At 68.4% G+C, this 16,937-nt stretch carries 13 protein-coding genes; 6 read left to right on the forward strand and 7 right to left on the reverse strand.

Annotated elements, in window-relative coordinates; all coding sequences use genetic code 11:
• Positions 1 to 201: 201 nt before the first annotated feature.
• The 4 genes from ACPTTF_RS26915 to ACPTTF_RS26930 all read left to right on the forward strand — a co-directional run bounded on the left by ACPTTF_RS26915 (position 202) and on the right by ACPTTF_RS26930 (position 4,497).
• Complete coding sequence (locus ACPTTF_RS26915) at positions 202 to 600, forward strand: nuclear transport factor 2 family protein (RefSeq protein WP_423368915.1); 399 nt, start codon at positions 202 to 204, stop codon at positions 598 to 600.
• 162 nt (positions 601 to 762) lie between these two features.
• Positions 763 to 2,580, forward strand: a complete 1,818-nt coding sequence (gene xsc / locus ACPTTF_RS26920; protein WP_423368916.1) for a sulfoacetaldehyde acetyltransferase — start codon at positions 763 to 765, stop codon at positions 2,578 to 2,580.
• Between the two features lie 118 nt (positions 2,581 to 2,698).
• Positions 2,699 to 3,733, forward strand: a complete 1,035-nt coding sequence (pta, locus tag ACPTTF_RS26925) for a phosphate acetyltransferase (protein WP_423368917.1) — start codon at positions 2,699 to 2,701, stop codon at positions 3,731 to 3,733.
• Positions 3,730 to 4,497, forward strand: coding sequence for a sulfite exporter TauE/SafE family protein (locus ACPTTF_RS26930; RefSeq protein ID WP_423368918.1), 768 nt, complete (start codon positions 3,730 to 3,732; stop codon positions 4,495 to 4,497). The genes pta and ACPTTF_RS26930 overlap by 4 nt, the downstream gene beginning before the upstream one ends.
• 73 nt (positions 4,498 to 4,570) lie before the next feature.
• Here the strand turns inward: ACPTTF_RS26930 and ACPTTF_RS26935 are convergent, their stop codons facing one another.
• Positions 4,571 to 6,292 (reverse strand): cobaltochelatase CobT-related protein, encoded by a 1,722-nt coding sequence (locus tag ACPTTF_RS26935; protein WP_423368919.1) that lies wholly within the window; start codon positions 6,290 to 6,292, stop codon positions 4,571 to 4,573.
• A complete protein-coding gene (locus ACPTTF_RS26940) occupies positions 6,289 to 7,278 on the reverse strand; it encodes an AAA family ATPase (RefSeq protein ID WP_423368920.1) in 990 nt (329 codons plus the stop codon). The genes ACPTTF_RS26935 and ACPTTF_RS26940 overlap by 4 nt, the downstream gene beginning before the upstream one ends.
• A gap of 204 nt (positions 7,279 to 7,482) precedes the next feature.
• Here ACPTTF_RS26940 and ACPTTF_RS26945 point away from each other — a divergent pair, with 204 nt between their 5' ends.
• Positions 7,483 to 8,235 carry an IclR family transcriptional regulator gene (locus ACPTTF_RS26945; RefSeq protein WP_423368921.1) on the forward strand — a complete coding sequence of 251 codons (753 nt, stop codon included), beginning with the start codon at positions 7,483 to 7,485 and terminating at the stop codon, positions 8,233 to 8,235.
• Positions 8,236 to 8,261: 26 nt separating this feature from the next.
• On the opposite strand, the gene ACPTTF_RS26950 is transcribed toward ACPTTF_RS26945, so the two are convergent.
• The 5 genes from ACPTTF_RS26950 to ACPTTF_RS26970 all read right to left on the reverse strand — a co-directional run bounded on the left by ACPTTF_RS26950 (position 8,262) and on the right by ACPTTF_RS26970 (position 16,191).
• Positions 8,262 to 9,209: a dimethyl sulfoxide reductase anchor subunit family protein gene (locus ACPTTF_RS26950; protein WP_423368922.1), complete on the reverse strand. Its 948-nt coding sequence runs from the start codon at positions 9,207 to 9,209 to the stop codon at positions 8,262 to 8,264.
• 37 nt (positions 9,210 to 9,246) lie between these two features.
• Positions 9,247 to 9,993: a 4Fe-4S dicluster domain-containing protein gene (locus tag ACPTTF_RS26955; protein ID WP_166953436.1), complete on the reverse strand. Its 747-nt coding sequence runs from the start codon at positions 9,991 to 9,993 to the stop codon at positions 9,247 to 9,249.
• A 16-nt stretch (positions 9,994 to 10,009) separates the two neighbouring features.
• Positions 10,010 to 12,946 (reverse strand): molybdopterin-dependent oxidoreductase, encoded by a 2,937-nt coding sequence (locus ACPTTF_RS26960; RefSeq protein WP_423368923.1) that lies wholly within the window; start codon positions 12,944 to 12,946, stop codon positions 10,010 to 10,012.
• Between the two features lie 225 nt (positions 12,947 to 13,171).
• A complete protein-coding gene (locus ACPTTF_RS26965; protein WP_166953440.1) occupies positions 13,172 to 14,596 on the reverse strand; it encodes an amino acid permease in 1,425 nt (474 codons plus the stop codon).
• A gap of 179 nt (positions 14,597 to 14,775) precedes the next feature.
• Positions 14,776 to 16,191: an NAD(P)/FAD-dependent oxidoreductase gene (locus ACPTTF_RS26970; protein WP_423368924.1), complete on the reverse strand. Its 1,416-nt coding sequence runs from the start codon at positions 16,189 to 16,191 to the stop codon at positions 14,776 to 14,778.
• Positions 16,192 to 16,572: 381 nt separating this feature from the next.
• Between ACPTTF_RS26970 and ACPTTF_RS26975 the strand changes: the two genes are divergently transcribed.
• The gene (locus ACPTTF_RS26975) at positions 16,573 to 16,776 is read left to right on the forward strand and encodes a hypothetical protein (protein WP_423368925.1); all 204 of its coding nucleotides are present in this window, start codon (positions 16,573 to 16,575) and stop codon (positions 16,774 to 16,776) included.
• Positions 16,777 to 16,937: the final 161 nt, after the last annotated feature.

The following is a 16,937-nucleotide window of genomic DNA, read 5'->3' on the forward strand; positions in this document are numbered from 1 at the left end:
CGAAATCGGATCAGGCAGTACGCCCCGCCAAACCGGAAACCCCGTGACCGCGTGAACCGGGCCGGCGTCCCCCGCTGGCCCAACCGAATCCCTCGAACTGGCGCTACCGCCAAAAACGAGCGCTCACTAACGTGTCGATACCGCGTGCCGCATGCGCGCCAGCGCCTTGCGCACCGCCCATCATTCGACAGGAGACACGTTATGTCCGACACGCTCACCGCCCCCGTCACGGCCGCCACGCTCGCGGCGTTTTCCGACGCATTCAACCGGCATGACGCGAATGCGCTGATGGGCTTCATGACCGAGGACTGCGTATTCGACGCAGCCGGCGGCCCCGACATCCACGGCACGCGTTTCGTCGGCCGCGACGCCGTGCGCGCCGCGTTCGAAGCCGTGTTCAAGACCTTCCCCGACGCGCACTGGGGTCACGGCCGTCACACCATCGCAGGCGAGCGCGGCGTATCCGAATGGGTGTTCACCGGCACGCACGCCGAAGGCTGGCGCATCGAGGCCGAAGGCTGCGACCTGTTCGAATTCCGCGACGGGCTGATCGCCGTCAAGCGCGCCTTCCGCAAGGAACGGCCGAAGCAACCGGCCTGAAGCGCACCACCCGGGGCCACCGTACCCCGCACGCATTTTGAAACGAATCATTTCATTTCATTCCACATTTCCCGCCAGCGGGCGGAATGGCTTGACCGGCTTTCCCCAGCAAATAGCATCTGGAACAAGACGTTCCGTTAATTGAACAATCGGAGACAACCCATGAGCGAACAATCCACTTCCCTGCGTGCATCGACCAGCGGCCCGCAGGACATGACGCCGTCCGAAGCCTTCGTCGAGACCCTCGCGGCCAACGGCGTGACCGACATGTTCGGCATCATGGGCTCCGCGTTCATGGATGCGATGGACATCTTCGCGCCGGCCGGCATCCGCCTGATCCCGGTCGTGCACGAACAGGGCGCGGGCCACATGGCCGACGGCTATGCACGCGTGTCGGGCCGCCACGGCGTCGTGATCGGCCAGAACGGCCCCGGCATCAGCAACTGCGTGACGGCGATCGCGGCCGCGTACTGGGCGCATAGCCCGGTCGTGATCGTCACGCCGGAAGCCGGCACGATGGGCATCGGCCTCGGCGGCTTCCAGGAAGCGAACCAGCTGCCGATGTTCCAGGAATTCACGAAGTACCAGGGCCACGTCACGCACCCGGCGCGGATGGCCGAATTCACCGCGCGCTGCTTCGACCGCGCGCAGGCCGAGATGGGCCCGACGCAACTGAACATCCCGCGCGACTACTTCTACGGCAAGGTCAAGGTCGAGATTCCGCAACCGCGCCGGCTCGATCGCGGCGCCGGCGGCGAACAGAGCCTGGACGACGCGGCCGCGCTGATCGCGCAGGCGAAGTTCCCGGTGATCATCTCGGGCGGCGGCGTCGTGATGGCCGACGCGATCGAGGAATGCAAGGCGCTCGCCGAACGGCTCGGCGCACCGGTCGTCAACAGCTACCTGCACAACGACTCGTTCCCGGCGAACCATCCGCTGTGGTGCGGCCCGCTCGGCTACCAGGGCTCGAAGGCCGCGATGAAACTGCTGTCGCGCGCGGACGTCGTGATCGCGCTCGGCTCGCGCCTCGGGCCGTTCGGCACGCTGCCGCAGCACGGGATGGACTACTGGCCGAAGGACGCGAAGATCATCCAGATCGACGCCGACCACAAGATGCTCGGCCTCGTGAAAAAGATCTCGGTCGGCATCTGCGGCGATGCAAAGGCCGCGGCCATCGCGCTCACGCAGCGCCTTGAAGGCCGCACGCTCGCGTGCGACGGCTCGCGCGGCGATCGCGCCGACCAGATCGCGACCGAGAAGGCCGCGTGGGAAAAGGAACTCGACGACTGGACCCACGAGCGCGACGCATACAGCCTCGACATGATCGACGAGCAGAAGCACGAGAAGCCGTTCAGCGGCGGCCAGTACCTGCATCCGCGCCAGGTGCTGCGCGAGCTTGAAAAAGCGATGCCCGAGGACGTGATGGTGTCGACCGACATCGGCAACATCAACTCGGTCGCGAACAGCTACCTGCGCTTCAACAAGCCGCGCAGCTTCTTCGCGGCGATGAGCTGGGGCAACTGCGGTTATGCATTCCCGACGATCATCGGCGCGAAGGTCGCCGCACCGCACCGTCCGGCCGTGTCGTATGCGGGCGACGGCGCGTGGGGCATGAGCCTGATGGAAACGATGACCTGCGTGCGCCACAACATCCCGGTCACGGCCGTCGTGTTCCACAACCGTCAATGGGGTGCGGAGAAGAAGAACCAGGTCGACTTCTACAACCGTCGTTTCGTCGCGGGCGAACTCGACAACCAGAGCTTCGCGGCGATCGCGCGTGCGATGGGCGCCGAAGGGATCACGGTCGACCGCCTCGAGGACGTCGGCCCCGCGCTCAAGCGTGCGATCGACATGCAGATGAACGAAGGCAAGACCACGATCATCGAGATCATGTGCACGCGCGAACTCGGCGATCCGTTCCGCCGCGATGCGCTGTCGAAGCCGGTGCGCATGCTCGACAAGTACAAGGACTACGTGTGATGCCGCGTCGCTGACGCAAACGCTTCAGGCCGCGCGCATCGCCGCGCGGCCTGAACCCGGCCGGACGCCGTGCCCCGTGCGGGCCGCCGCATCCGGCCTTTTTTACTTCGAATTCCCGATGAAAGCCCTCGACCGCATTCTCGAATCCGCGCGCCGCCAGCCGATGCGCATCGCGTTGTGCGAAGCCGACGATCCGCGCGTGCTGCAGGCCGCCGCACGCGCAACGCGTGACGGCATCGCCCGCATCGTGCTCGTCGGCGACCGTGCGGCCATCCACGCGGCGGCCGCGCGCGACGCGATCGACCTCAACGGCATGACGCTCGTCGATCCGGCTACCGCCCCGCAACGCGATGCGTATGCCGACGCGTTGCATGCGCTGCGCGCCAAAAAAGGCATGACCGCCGACGCAGCACGCGACGCCGCGCGCGACCCGTTGACCTGCGCGAACCTGATGGTACGGCTCGGCGACGCGGACGGCTCGGTCGCGGGCGCCGTGCATGCGACGGCTGACGTCGTGCGCGCGGCGATCCAGCTGATCGGCGTCGATCCGGCGTTCCGGATCGTGTCGAGTTTCTTCCTGATGATGCTGTGCGAGCCGTTCCACACGATCAAGGGCGGGCTGATCTTCTCCGACTGCGCGCTCGTCGTCGATCCGGATGCCGATCAACTCGCCGAAATCGCGATGGCCGCCGCCGACAGCGCGCACGCGCTGCTCGGCGAGGCGCCGCGCGTCGCGATGCTGTCGTTCTCGACCAGCGGCAGCGCGCATCATGCGGCCGTCGACAAGGTGACGGCCGCGACGGCGCGCGTGCGCGAACGGCGCCCCACCCTCGCGATCGACGGCGACGTGCAGCTCGATGCGGCGATCGTCGCGGAGATCGCCGAGCGCAAGATCACGCATTCGCAGGTGGGCGGCCATGCCAACGTACTCGTGTTCCCGAGCCTCGAAGCCGGCAACATCGGCTACAAGCTCGCCGAGCGGATCGGCCGTGCGAAGGCCGTCGGCCCACTGTTGCAGGGGCTGCGCCGGCCCGCCAACGACCTGTCGCGCGGCTGCAGCGCCGACGACGTGTATCACGTGATCGCGGCGACCACCGTGCAGGCGCAGGCGGCCGCGCAGCGCGCCGCGACCGGCGAGGCCGCGCACGCATGACGGCCGACAAACTGGCGATCCTGATCGCGGTGATCGGCGCCGGCAGCTATTTCCAGACCGTCACCGGCTTCGGGCTCGGGATGATCGTGATGGGCGCGACGAGCGGCTTCGGGCTTGCGCCGCTCGCCACCGTCGCCACGCTGATGAGCATCGTGTCGCTCGCGAACGGCGCGGCCGCGCTGCCCGGCCGGCTGCATCACATCGACTGGCGCGCGGTCGGCGCGGCGACGCTCGGCATCCTGCCGTCGGTCGTCGCCGGCGTGCTGCTGCTCGAATGCCTGAGCCGCTCGGCGGCCGACCTGCTGCAACTGATCCTCGGCGCGGTCGTGCTGTACGGCGGCCTGAGCGCGGCGCTGCGCCCGACGCCGCTCACGGCGCGCTCGGACAACCGCAGCTTCTTCGTCAGCGGCCTGTTCGGCGGACTGCTGAGCGGCATGTTCGGCGTGTCGGGGCCGCCGCTGATCTTCCAGTTCTACCGGCAACCGTTGACGCTCGTGCAGATCCGCTGCGCGCTGATCGTGCTGTTCACGACGACTTCGGCCACGCGTGTGCTGTACAGCGCATGCGAAGGCCAGCTCGATCGCGACATCTGGCTGCTGGCCGCGATCGCGACGCCGGTCGTGATGCTGACGACGGTCGCCGCGCGCCACTACCCGCCGCCGCTGTCGCCGGTCGCGTTGCGCCGGCTCGCGTTCGGCGTGCTGATGGCGATCGGCATCGGGCTGATCGCGACGTCGCTGCCGACGCTGCTACGCGGCGTGTAGTGCCGCGCCACGCGCACCGCATCGAGCCGCACTGCGCGCGGCATTCGGCCGCGACGCGCATACGGTGCCCGCTTCACCGCCGTGCGCCGATCCAGCTCGCGATTTCGACGAGCCGCTTCATGTCCGGCGCCGACGCTAGGTCGATCGCGAGCCGGCGCCGATAGTACGGGCCGAGATCGAGCCCGACGCCGAGCCCGAGGACTTCGACGCGGCCCGCCGCCTCCTGGCGCGCGACCACCTGCTTCAGGTGGTTGTCGAGGTAGAACGGATCGTTCGCAAGCGCCGTCGCGCCGTCCATCGGGCTGCCATCCGAGATCACGACGAGGATCTTGCGCGCCTCCGGCCGCGCCGCGAGCCGCGCACACGCCCATTCGACCGCCTCGCCGTCGACGCCCTCACGGAACAGGTCTGCCTTGAACAGCGCGGCAATGCCCGTGCGCGCATGCCGCCAGCGCGTGTCCGCGTCCTTGAACACCAGGTGGCCGGTTTCGTTGAGCCTGCCAGGATGGCGCGGCTTGCCGCGCGCGAGCCAGTCCTGCCGCGCGCGGCCGCCGTTCCAGGCGAGCGTCGTGAAGCCGAGCACTTCGGTGGCGAGACCGGCGGCGTCGCCCGCGCGGGCCAGCGTGTCGACCATCAGCGCGACGCCGTCGATCCACGTCTTCATCGATCCCGAGCAGTCGATCAGGAACGCGAGCGCGCAGTCGGCGTGCGGCCGCACGCGTTCGAGCCGGAACAACCGCCGTTCGGCCGGCGAGCTGACGAGCTGTGCGAGCCGGCGGCCGTCGAGGCGGCCGTGCTCCTCGCCGAACGACCAGCCGTCGGCCTGCGGCACGACGAGCGCCGCGCGCAGCACGCGTGCAAGCCGCGTGACGTTGATCCGCTGCGCGGCGACCTGGCCGTCGAGCCGGTCGCGATACTCGCGCAGCAGTGTCGCGCGGATCTGTGCGGCCGGCCGGAGTTCGCGGTCGTAACGCGTCGTGTACGCGCGGTAGACCGCGTCGCCGCCATGCAGCACGACGCTGTCGCCCGTCTCCACGAGTGCCGGCAGGTCGATGCCGGTATCGTCGAAATCGACCCAGAGCGAGAAATTCGTCAGTGCCTCGTCCTGCTCGCGTGCATCGTCCGTCGCCGTTTCGACGACGGCCGCGCGCGCGTCGCGGATCATGGCCGCAATGCGGCGCGCGAGCGCCAGCGCGTGTTCCGCGAATGCGCGCTGATCGGGCCGGCACCGCTTGATCCCCGCGAGCGGCACGCCGATCTCGGGCACGATCGCCGCGCGCGACGCTTCGATCAGGTCTTCCGTTTCTTCGAGCACCGGCCAGCCCGTCAGCCGCGACCAGGCGATCTGCGCCACCGTGTACACGAGGATCCCGACATGCGTATCGGCCTGCCCCGACCGGTGAAACGCACGCGACCAGGTTTCGAAACGATGACGCAGGTTCTGCACGACGCCGCGCATCGCGGGTGGCGCGAGCGACTCGCAGCGCAGTTGCTCGAGCATTTCGAACAGCACGCGTTCCACGGGATCGTTGCCGCACAACGCGCGATGCAGTTCGGCATCCGAATGCAGGATGCGCAGCGCGGCGCCGTCGGCCGCACCGCGCCACGACGCGAGATCGTCGTCGGCGGCCTGCGCGCGCAGGTGTGGCGCATGGATCGGCAGCGGCCGCAGGTCGCGGCACACGCGGCCCGCACGGTAATGCAGCGCCGCATCGCGGGTCAGCGCGCGCACGGTCGACGCGCCCAGCGCTTCGCGCGCCGACGCGCGGCGCGCGGCGTCGCGATCGGCGCTCACCGCCCTGCTCCCGGCTCGCCCGCGCCGGCACGCGACGCCACCGCCAGTTCCTCGCCGAAACAGCGCTGGTAATACTCGGCGACGACCGGCCGCTCGGCGTCGTCGCACTTGTTCAGGAACGTGAGCCGGAACGCGAGCGCCGGATCGCGGAAAATCTGGCAGTTCTCGGCCCAGTTGATCACCGTGCGCGGCGACATCAGCGTCGACAGGTCGCCGGTCGCGAAGCCGTTGCGCGTCAGCTCGGCCAGGCTCACCATCGATTCGAGCAGCGGGCGGCCGGCTTCATCCGCGAGTTCCGGCACGCGCGCGCGCACGATGCCGATCTCCTCGTCGCGCGGCAAATAGTCGAGCGTCGCGACCACGTTCCAGCGGTCCATCTGCGCGTGGTTGAGCATCTGCGTGCCGTGATAAAGCCCGTTCAGGTTGCCGAGCCCGACCGTGTTCGCGGTCGCGAACAGCCGGAACGACGGATGCGGATGGATCACGCGGTTCTGGTCGAGCAGCGTGAACTTGCCGTCGCGTTCGAGAATCCGCTGGATCACGAACATCACGTCGGGCCGCCCCGCATCGTATTCGTCGAAGATCAGCGCGACGGGCCGCTGCAGCGCCCACGGCACGATCCCTTCCTGGAACTCGGTCACCTGCAGGTCGTCGCGCACGACGATCGCGTCCTTGCCGACGAGATCGAGCCGGCTGATGTGGCCGTCGAGGTTCACCCGCACGCACGGCCAGTTCAGCCGTGCCGCGACCTGTTCGATATGCGTCGACTTGCCGGTGCCGTGCATCCCCTGCACGAGCACGCGGCGGTTGCGCGCGAAGCCGGCGAGGATCGCGAGCGTGACGTCAGGGTTGAAACGGTATGCGTCGTCGATATCGGGCACGTGGTCGTCGCGCGCGCTGAACGCGGGCACCATCAGGTCCGAATCGAACCCGAACCGTTCGCGGACCGACACCATGCAGTCCGGCTTGTTCGTCACCCCATCCATTGCGTTGCGCTCCTGTCGTTGCTTGTCTTTGCTTGTCTTTGCCCGATGAGCAGGCGTCGATCGGGCCTGCATCGCTCCCGTTTACGGAACGATTCGTTCCATCGCTGAAAATCCATGCCGGCTTGCCGCGCCCGCCGCCCCGCGCAGCCGGCCCGCCGGGCCGTTCGGTACAATGCCCGCAGTCCAGTTTCCGGAACGCCTGCCATGCTGCCCGCGGATACGCCCACGCTGCGCGCCTTCGCGCTGCTCGAACATCTCGTCCAGGCCGGTGATGCCGTATCGCTCGCGGATCTCGCGCGCGAGGTCGACATTCCGAAGGCGTCACTGCACCGGATGCTCGCGTCGCTCGAAGCCGGCGGCCTCGTGATCCGCGAGCCGGGCCGCAAGAACGCATACGCGATCGGCCCGCGCCTCGCACGGCTCGGCACCGGCGTGATGCTGCATGCGGGTGCGCGCCGGCTACGCCATGCGATCCTCGAACGGCTCGTCGCCGATCTCGGCGAAACCTGCAACCTCACCGCACTGCACGACACGGAAGTCGTCTATCTCGACCGCGTCGAAGCCGACTGGCCGCTGCGGCTCGACCTGAAGCCCGGCTCGCGTGTGCCCGCGCATTGCAGCGCCAGCGGCAAGCTGCTGCTCGCGCTGCTGCCGCGCGACGAACGCGCCGCGCTGGTGCGCGCGCTGGCGCTGCCGCGCTACACCCCGAATACGATCTCGGATCCCGAACTGCTCGAAGCCGAACTCGATCGCACCGCGCACAAGGGTGTCGCGATCGACAACGAGGAATTCGTCGCGGGCATCGCCTGCATCGCGGCCCCGATCGTCGGCGACGACGGCGCGTGCATCGCCGCGGTCGCCGTACATGCGCCCGTGTCGCGCGCACCGCTGTCGCGGCTGCTCGACTGCGTGCCGCGCCTGCAGGAAGCGGCCGGCGCGCTCGCGGCGACTTTCTAGCGCCGCACGACGGCAGACGCGCAACGTCATGACGCGCGCTGGTAGTAGATGTTCTGCGGATGCCGCGCATCCGCGAAGAAGAACCAGCGTTCCGCGACCAACCCCGCATACTGGATCACGAATGCCGCGCCGAGCGCGACGGCCGCCGCGACCGACGTCGGCGCGAGCGCACCCGCACCGGTCAGCACGAACGGCACCGCGAATGCGCCGATCAGGAAGCCGGCCTTCACCGCACGCAGCGTGCCGTTGCCCTGCCCGTGAAAGAACTCCCGCGTATTGAACGCGCTGGCCGTGAAACCGCGCGACTTCTGTTCGACCTTCGCGTTGCGGATCCCGGTCGCGCTCTGCACGGTCGACTTCGGCCGCAGCCGCGCATTGCGCGCGAGCGACGCGACCCGTGCCACGCCGCCCGCGAGCGTCAGCACGCACGCGGCCACCGCGAGCCGGCCCACCAGTGCCGGTGCGAGCCACGCGGCGCACGCCGTCGCCAGCGTGCAGCCCGACGCGCAGCCGAGCAGCACGAAGTTCACGAGCGTCAGCGGGCTCGCCCATTCCTGCAGGAAGCGCAGGCATGCGTAGATCATCGCGGTACACACGAACAGCGCGACGCTCGCAAGCGCGCCGGCCGCGCCGATCAGCAACGTGCCGGGCCAGCCGAACAGGTGTGCCGCGCCATACGCGAACGCGCACGCGAGAAACACCGGCAGCGCGATGCATTCGCGCGACAGCCACGACGTGCGCCACATCGCGATCGCGCGCCATGCGCGTTCGGGGTGACCGAGATGGAAGAACGACGCGAGCAGGCCGAGCACGCCGAGCGCGACCGACAGCGCGGCGCCCGTCACGTAGAACGACGCGGCCACGTCGACGCCGGCCACGTGCGCGAGCGCCTCGACGATCACGAGCGTCAGCAGCAGGCCCTGTGCGGCGCCGCACAGCGTGGTGAGGAAAACGACCGAAAAGGCTGGGCGCATGGGAACTCCGTCTGGTTCTGGATGAAAGGCGCGGTGCTCAGCGCTGCGTCGCGAGCGACACGAGATCGACGTCGCCACGCGCCGCGCGGGCTTCGAACGACTCGCTCTCGTCGCGGCCGCCCGACCCGCTGCCGCATCCGCCGCTGCTGCCGCACGCGCACGACGCTTCGGTCTTCACGCGCGGCAGGTAATGGTTCGACGGTCGCGTGTCCCATTCGGGCATCAACGCATAGCCGCCGCGTTCGCGGATCGCGCGCGACACCTCCGATTCGGGATCGTGCACGTCGCCGAACAGCCGCGCCGACGTCGGGCACGCGAGCACGCACGCCGGTTTCCGGTCGCGTTCAGGCAGCGCTTCGTTGTCGATGCGGTCCGCGCACAGCGTGCACTTCGTCATCTCCTTGCGGCCTTCGTCTAGCTCGCGTGCGCCGTACGGGCACGCCCATGCGCAGTACTTGCAGCCGATGCACTTGTCGTAGTCGACCAGCACGATCCCGTCCGACTTGCGCTTGTAGCTCGCGCCGGTGGGACACACGGGCACGCACGGCGGATCCTCGCAGTGCAGGCACGACTTCGGGAAGTGGATCGTGTCGGTCATCGGGAACACGCCCGCTTCGTAGGTCTGCACGCGGTTGAAGAACGTGCCGGACGGATCGTCGTCGTACGGGCGCAGATCGGCGAGACTGCCGGCTTCGCCCGACGTGTTCCATTCCTTGCAGCTCGTCACGCAGGCATGGCAGCCGACGCACACGTTCAGGTCGATGACGAGGGCCATCTGGGTCATGGTCGTGCTCCTTCGATCAACGGTCGTCAGGTTTCGGGCCGGCGGACGTCGCGCGCCGCAGCCGCGCGGCGAATGCGCCGGTTCCCGCGAAATACGCCTGCACGCGCTGCAGCACGCGCGGCGTGCCGGGCAGCGGCGGCATCGGCGCGAACTGCGGCAGCGTGGTCGCCGCATCGGCCTCGGCCGGATAGATCCGCACCTGCACGTCGTACCAGCCGGCCTGCCCCGTGACCGGATCGGAGTTCGACATCCGTGCGCCGTCACGCGCCGCATCCGGCAGCTCGTCGGTAATCACGTGGTTCAACAGGAAGCCCCGCTGCGACTCTCCCGCCTGCGGCCCGAGGTTCCACGCGCCGGCCGCCTTGCCGATTGCGTTCCACGTCCATACGGTGCCGGGCTCGACCGCCTCGCTGTAGCGCGCGCGGCACCGCACCTTGCCCCATGGCGATTCGACGTAGATCCACGCGCCGTCGTCGATCTGCTGCGCGGCGGCCGTCACCGGGTTCACGAACAGGTGGTTCTCTCCGTGGATCTGCCGCAGCCAGGCGTTCTGCGAATCCCACGAGTGGTACATCGCCATCGGCCGCTGCGTGATCGCCGCGAGCGGATAGCGGCTCGCATCGGTCAGCCCGCTTTCGAGCGAGCGATGCCAGAACGGCAGCGGATCGAAATAGCGCGCGATGCGTTCGCGCAGATGGTCCGGCGGCTGCCGGCCCGACGTGCGCCCCTGTGCGGCGAGCCGGAATTTCTGCATCACGTCCGAATAGAGCTGGATCACGATCGGCACGCCGAACTTGCGCATCCCGTTGTCGACCGCCCACTGCATGTACGGCCCGTTGCAGTTGCGCATGTACTGCAACGGTTCCGGCAACCGGTGGTGGTACACGCAGTTGTTCTCGGCATAGCGCTTCCACTGGTCGGGGTTCGGCTCGCCGACGACGGCCTTGTCGCCGTCCTTGCCGCGCCAGCCGATCAGGAAACCGGCGCCCGAATTCGGCGCGGTCTGGAAGTTGATGACGAAATCCGGATAGTCGCGGTACTTGCGCTGCCCGTCCGCCGTCGTGAAAGCCGGAAACTTCAGCCGGCTCGCGAGCTCGATCAGCACTTCCTGGAACGGCTTGCATTCGCCCGTCGGCGGCACGACCGGCACGCGCACCGAGTCGACCGGCCCGTCGAATTCGGAGATCGGCCGGTCGAGCACCGACATCACGTCATGGCGTTCGAGGTAGGTCGTGTCGGGCAGGATCAGGTCGGCGAACGCCGTCATCTCCGACGCGAACGCATCGCACACGACCAGGAACGGGATCCGGTATTCGCCGTCGTCGCGCTTGTCGACCAGCATCTTGCGCACTTCCGTCGTGTTCATCGACGAATTCCACGCCATGTTGGCCATGAAGATCAACAGCGTATCGATCGGATAGGGATCGCCGCGCCACGCATTGGTGATCACCGAATGCATGAGCCCGTGCACCGCGAGCGGGTATTCCCACGAAAACGCCTTGTCGAGCCGCGCGGGCGTGCCGTCCGGATGGACGAACAGGTCCTCGGGGCCGGCTGGCCAGCCGAGCGGGCCGGTGGCGAGCGGCGTGTTCGGCCTGATCTGCGCCGGGTCGTTCGGCGGTTTCGCCGAAGGCGGCACCGCGCGCGGATACGGCGCCTTGTGCCGGAAGCCGCCCGGCCGGTCGATCGTGCCGAGCAGCGACATCAGCACGGCCAGCGCGCGGATCGTCTGGAAACCGTTCGAGTGTGCGGCGAGCCCGCGCATTGCATGGAACGCGATCGGCACGCCCTTCACCGATTCGTGTTCCTTGCCCCACGAATCGGTCCAGCGCACCGGCAGCTCGATCGCGTGGTCGCGTGCAACCGTCTCCATCTCGCGCGCCAGGCGGCGGATCGTGTCCGCCGCGATGCCGGTAATGTCGGCCGCCCATTCGGGCGTGCAATCGGCCACCTGTTCGCGCAGCAGCGTGAACGACGGCGCGACGGGCGTGCCGTCGTCGAGCGTATAGCGGCCGTCGAGCGCCGGCTCGGCGCCTTCCGTATGATGCAGCACCGCGCGGTTCGTCTTCGTGTCCCACCACATCCGGTTCTGCGGATACAGCGCGTTGACCTCCGGGGCGCCGGCATCGCGCACGAACAGCCCGGACGTGTCGGCATCGGCGCGCAGGTCGATCAGCTCGCCGGCGTTCGTAAAGCGCGACACGAATTCCATGTCGAACGCGTCGCGCGCGATCAGCTCGTGCATCAGCGCCATGAACAGCGCACCGTCGGTGCCGGGGCGGATCGGAATCCATTCGTCGGCAATTGCCGCGTAGCCGGTACGCACCGGATTGATCGCGATGAAGCGGCCGCCCGCGCGCTTGAACTTCCCGAGCGCGATCTTCAGCGGATTCGAATGGTGATCCTCCGCGGTGCCGATCATGAAAAACAGCTTCGCGTGGTCGAGATCGGGCCCGCCGAATTCCCAGAACGAGCCGCCGATCGTGTAGATCATCCCGGCCGCCATGTTCGCCGAGCAGAACCCGCCATGCGCCGCATAGTTCGGCGTACCGAACTGTTTCGCGAACAGGCCGGTGAGTGCCTGCATCTGGTCGCGGCCCGTGAACAGCGCGAAACGTTTCGGGTCGGTCGCGCGCAGGTGCGCGAGGCGCTTTTCGAGCACGTCGAACGCGACGTCCCACGACACCGGCTCGAACTGCGCATCGCCGCGCTCGGCGCCCGGCTTGCGCATCAGCGGCTGCGTGAGCCGCGCGGGAGAATACTGCTTCATGATCCCCGACGAACCTTTCGCGCAGATGACGCCCTGGTTCAGCGGATGCTCCGGATTGCCGTCGATGTAGCGCACCTCGCCGTCGCGCAGGTGCACGCGGATGCCGCAGCGGCACGCGCACATGTAACACGTCGTCGTCTTGATCTCGGCCTGCTCGTCGCGCTCGCGTGCCCGATGTTCCATCGTCTGTCCTCGTTCGCGGATGAAGGCGCACCCCGCCGGGGCGCACCCGTGAATCGGTTCATCCATGCTAGTCGCGCCGGCCGCCGACATAAAGTCGCATCCGCCGATCGGTTCTATCGTGCGGCCCGATAGTTGACCCCGGGATCCATCGGGTCGCCGCCGCAAGCCGCATGCGCAAAGGCCCGGCTTGCGTGCCGGGCCTTCGGCGTCATGCGTTACCGGGCATTACCGCGGCGGATAGGCGAGCAGTTCGCTGTCGTCGAGAGGCTCGCGGCGGCTGCGGCGCGTCAGCCCGTATGCGACGACCAGCACGCCGAGGCTTGCGACGCCGAGCCACAGCGGCTTGCGCTGGTCCGGGATGAACGCCATCGCGACGAGGATGCCGACCATGCCGACGATCGCGACCCAGGTGAGGTACGGATACGCCCACATCCTGACGCGCAGCTGGCCGGCGGCCACCGGGTCGAGACGCTTGCGCAGGCGCAGTTGCGAGAACGCGATCAGCACGTACACGAACAGCGCGACGGTGCCGTACGAATTGACGAGGAACGCGAACACGGTATCGGGCGACACGTACGACATCACGACCGACACGTAGCCGAACACCGTGCCGAGCAGGATCGCGCGCACCGGCACGCCGCGCTTGTTGACCTTCGCGAGCGCAGCCGGCGCGTCGCCGTGGCGGGTCAGCGCGAACAGCATCCGCGACGCCGCGTAGAGGCCCGAGTTGAGCGCGGACAGCACGGCCGTCAGCACGATCGCATTCATCACGTTGGCGGCGGCCGGCAGGCCCATCACTTCGAGCGCGCTCACGTACGGCGTGGCCATCTGTTGCGAATTCCACGGTACCAGCGCGACGACGAGCGCGACCGAGCCGACGTAGAACACCAGCACGCGGGTGATCACCGAATTGGTGGCCTTGGCGACGGCTTTCGCAGGCTCCTTGGCCTCGGCCGCCGCGATCGTGACGATCTCGGCGCCGAAGTAGAAGCCGGTCGCCGCGACCGCCCCGCTCATCACCGGCCCGATGCCGAGCGGCATGAAGCCGCCGTGGCCGAGCAGCGTCGGCAGCACGGAAGTCGTGTGCATCGACGCGGGCCACAGGCCGAGCACGTAGAGGCCGCCGAGGAACAGGAACACGATGATCGCGCCGACCTTGATCGACGAGAACCAGAATTCGAACTCGCCGTAGCTGCCGACCGAGATCAGGTTCGTGAGCGTCAGCACGACCAGCAGCGCAAGGCTGATGATCCACGCCGGGGTATCCGGCAGCCAGAACTGGATCAGCTTCGCGCCGGCGACCGCTTCGAGCGCGACGACGATCACCCAGAAATACCAGTACATCCAGCCGGTCAGGAAGCCTGCCATCTTGCCGGGCCCGCGCCAGTTGCCGAATGCGAGCCGCGCGTATTCGTAGAACGAACCGACGGCCGGCATCGCGCAGGCCATCTCGCCGAGCATCCGCATCACGAGCACGACGAGCCCGCCCGTGATCAGGAATGACAGGATCGCGGCCGGCCCGGTCTGCTGAATCACCACGCCGCTGCCGACGAACAGCCCGGCACCGATCACGCCGCCAAGCGCGATCATCGTCATGTGGCGCTGCTTGAGCCCACACTTCAGGTCACTCTGGTTCTTCGAGGGTTGCATGTCTTCTCCATATCCAGTTGTCCGGCGCCGCCCGCGCATCACCGTCGGGTGAATGCGGGCGCCGCCGGCGACGGCGCGTGCAGGGGCGCCTGCAGCCCCGGCCGCACGGATTTCTGTTGCTTTTCTTGTGTTGGACGGCCCGGCGCGCGTTGCGTCACGCCGGGCGATATGCACTGCGTTCAGGGCTTTTCGTCGTTCCTGAAGTACGACACGTAAAGCATCCGCTGCCCGAGCCGCCGGAACGGCGCGAACGGGTGGCCGGGCAGCGGCGACGTGAAGATCGGCAGCGTCTGGCGTGCGCCCTTCCCCGCGATCTGCTCGGCGAGCCGGCGGCCTGCCTGCTGCGAGTACGACACGCCGTTGCCGCCGTAGCCGAGCGCGTAGTACACCGACTGCCGCGGGTCGGGCTGGCACACGCGCGGCATCATGTCGTGGCTCACGTCGACCCAGCCCCACCACGAATAATCGATCTGCACGCCGCGCAGTGCGGGAAACTTGCGCGCCATCCCTTCCTTCAGCAATTCGAAGTGGCGCGGGTTCGGCGCATCGTCGCCGGTGATCGCGCTGCGGCTGCCGATCTGCAGGCGGCGATCGGGCAGGAAACGGTAGTAGAAGCGCAGCGTACGCGTATCGGTGAGCACCTGCGTCGTGTGGAAGTTGCACGCGTCGATCTCCGCGTCGGTGAGCGGGCGCGTGACCATCGAGTTCGACAGGATCGGCATCACCTTGCTGCGCAGCGACGGATGCAGCGTCTGCGCCGTGTACGCACCGGTCGCGATGCCGACCGCGCGGGCCCGCACGACGCCGCCGGGCGTGCGCAGGTGGTGCACGCCGTCGATCGTCTCGAAGCCGAGCACGGGGCTGCTCGTATGCACCTTCGCGCCGGCTTCGCGCGCGAGGCGCAGGTAGCCGAACGCGAGCTTCAGCGCATGGATGCCGATGCCTTCCGGCTCGTGCAGCGCGCCGGCCGCCTCGTGGTCGTTGATGAATTCGCGGCGGAAGGTGTCCGCGCTCAGCAGTTCGGACGGGTAGCCGAACACGTCCTTCCACACCTTCGCCTCGGCCGCGAGCTTCGCCATGATGCGCGGGCGATGCGCGATCAGGAAATGGCCGCCCGGCTGCGGATCGCAGTCGATTTCCGACACGAGCGACTTGAAGTGTTCGAAGCCTTCGAGGATCTCGTCGTGCATCTTCAGCGCGACGTCCTTGCCCCAGCGCTCGATCCACTGCGAGCGCGACAGCCGGCCCGACGCGTTCTGCCCCTGCCCGCCGTTGCGGCTGCTGCAACCCCAGCTCGTGCGGTTGGCTTCGAGCACGACGGCCTTGATGCCGTGGTCACGCGCGAGGCACAGTGCGGTCGCGAGGCCCGTGTAGCCGGCGCCGATGATCGCGACGTCGACATCGAGGTCGCGCGTGACGGGGCCGTCGTCGGGCGGCGGGGTGCCGGCCGTCGCGACCCAGTAGGTCGGCGCGTACTGCTTGCCGCACCCGGGCCCCGGCGACACGAGCGGATCGTAGGTCGGGTCGTAACGCGTATCGTTCGGCCGGCCGCCGGCGAAGCCGCTCGCGGTGCGTTCGATGGAAGGGGTCGACATGGTCAGACCTCCGACGCGGGCTGGCCTGCCGCGCCGCAACGGGCGCACGAGGCGATTCGACTGACTGATGCGGGGCGCGCGCTCGCCGCGCGGACGAATGCTGCCGACTGCCTGTTGGTCATGCCTGTCTCCTGATCGTTCTCTTCGGGTCGATCGTGTGCAGATGCTTCCATGCGGCGATCTGTCGAGGAAAGTGTAGGCAGGCCGTTTTTTCGCAGGTAGGGCCAGTGGGCCGGATTCGCTTGGACCAGCGCGTGAGGGCGACGAACGGCGGGTAATGGCAGGCGAGCGCCGGTGGGCGACGATCAGAGGCGTCGCAGCGCGGGTGCGACACCATCGGACAACCGGGATGCCGCACGGCGCGCAGCATCGGACGACCGGATGACTGCAACGATCAGCGGCCGGTGGGCGACGATCAGCAGCGGGCGTGACACCACCGGACAATCGGGACGCCGCACGGCGCGCAGCATCGGACGACCGGATGACTGCAACGATCCGCAGCCGGTGGGCGACGATCAGCAGCCGGCGTGGCACCACCGGATAACCGGGATGCCGCACGGCGCGCAGCATCGGACGACCAGTTGACTGCACCGATCCGCAGCCGGTGGGCGACGATCAGCAGCCGGCGTGGCACCACCGGATAACCGGGATGCCGCACGGCGCGCAGCATCGGACGACCAGTTGACTGCAACGATCCGCAGCCGGTGGGCGACGATCAGCAGCCGGCGTGGCACCACCGGACAACC

This window comes from Burkholderia crassaminum (assembly GCF_964265005.1).
Classification (GTDB): Bacteria; Pseudomonadota; Gammaproteobacteria; order Burkholderiales; family Burkholderiaceae; genus Burkholderia.

What these genes read in the sequence shown, in the direction of transcription:
- ACPTTF_RS26915 (WP_423368915.1), top strand. Translation starts at nt 202, where the DNA reads ATGTCCGACACGCTCACCGCCCCCGTCACGGCCGCCACGCTCGCGGCG.
- xsc (WP_423368916.1), top strand. Translation starts at nt 763, where the DNA reads ATGAGCGAACAATCCACTTCCCTGCGTGCATCGACCAGCGGCCCGCAG.
- pta (WP_423368917.1), top strand. Translation starts at nt 2,699, where the DNA reads ATGAAAGCCCTCGACCGCATTCTCGAATCCGCGCGCCGCCAGCCGATG.
- ACPTTF_RS26930 (WP_423368918.1), top strand. Translation starts at nt 3,730, where the DNA reads ATGACGGCCGACAAACTGGCGATCCTGATCGCGGTGATCGGCGCCGGC.
- ACPTTF_RS26940 (WP_423368920.1), bottom strand. Translation starts at nt 7,278, where the DNA reads ATGGATGGGGTGACGAACAAGCCGGACTGCATGGTGTCGGTCCGCGAA.
- ACPTTF_RS26945 (WP_423368921.1), top strand. Translation starts at nt 7,483, where the DNA reads ATGCTGCCCGCGGATACGCCCACGCTGCGCGCCTTCGCGCTGCTCGAA.
- ACPTTF_RS26950 (WP_423368922.1), bottom strand. Translation starts at nt 9,209, where the DNA reads ATGCGCCCAGCCTTTTCGGTCGTTTTCCTCACCACGCTGTGCGGCGCC.
- ACPTTF_RS26955 (WP_166953436.1), bottom strand. Translation starts at nt 9,993, where the DNA reads ATGACCCAGATGGCCCTCGTCATCGACCTGAACGTGTGCGTCGGCTGC.
- ACPTTF_RS26960 (WP_423368923.1), bottom strand. Translation starts at nt 12,946, where the DNA reads ATGGAACATCGGGCACGCGAGCGCGACGAGCAGGCCGAGATCAAGACG.
- ACPTTF_RS26965 (WP_166953440.1), bottom strand. Translation starts at nt 14,596, where the DNA reads ATGCAACCCTCGAAGAACCAGAGTGACCTGAAGTGTGGGCTCAAGCAG.
- ACPTTF_RS26970 (WP_423368924.1), bottom strand. Translation starts at nt 16,191, where the DNA reads ATGTCGACCCCTTCCATCGAACGCACCGCGAGCGGCTTCGCCGGCGGC.
- ACPTTF_RS26975 (WP_423368925.1), top strand. Translation starts at nt 16,573, where the DNA reads ATGACTGCAACGATCAGCGGCCGGTGGGCGACGATCAGCAGCGGGCGT.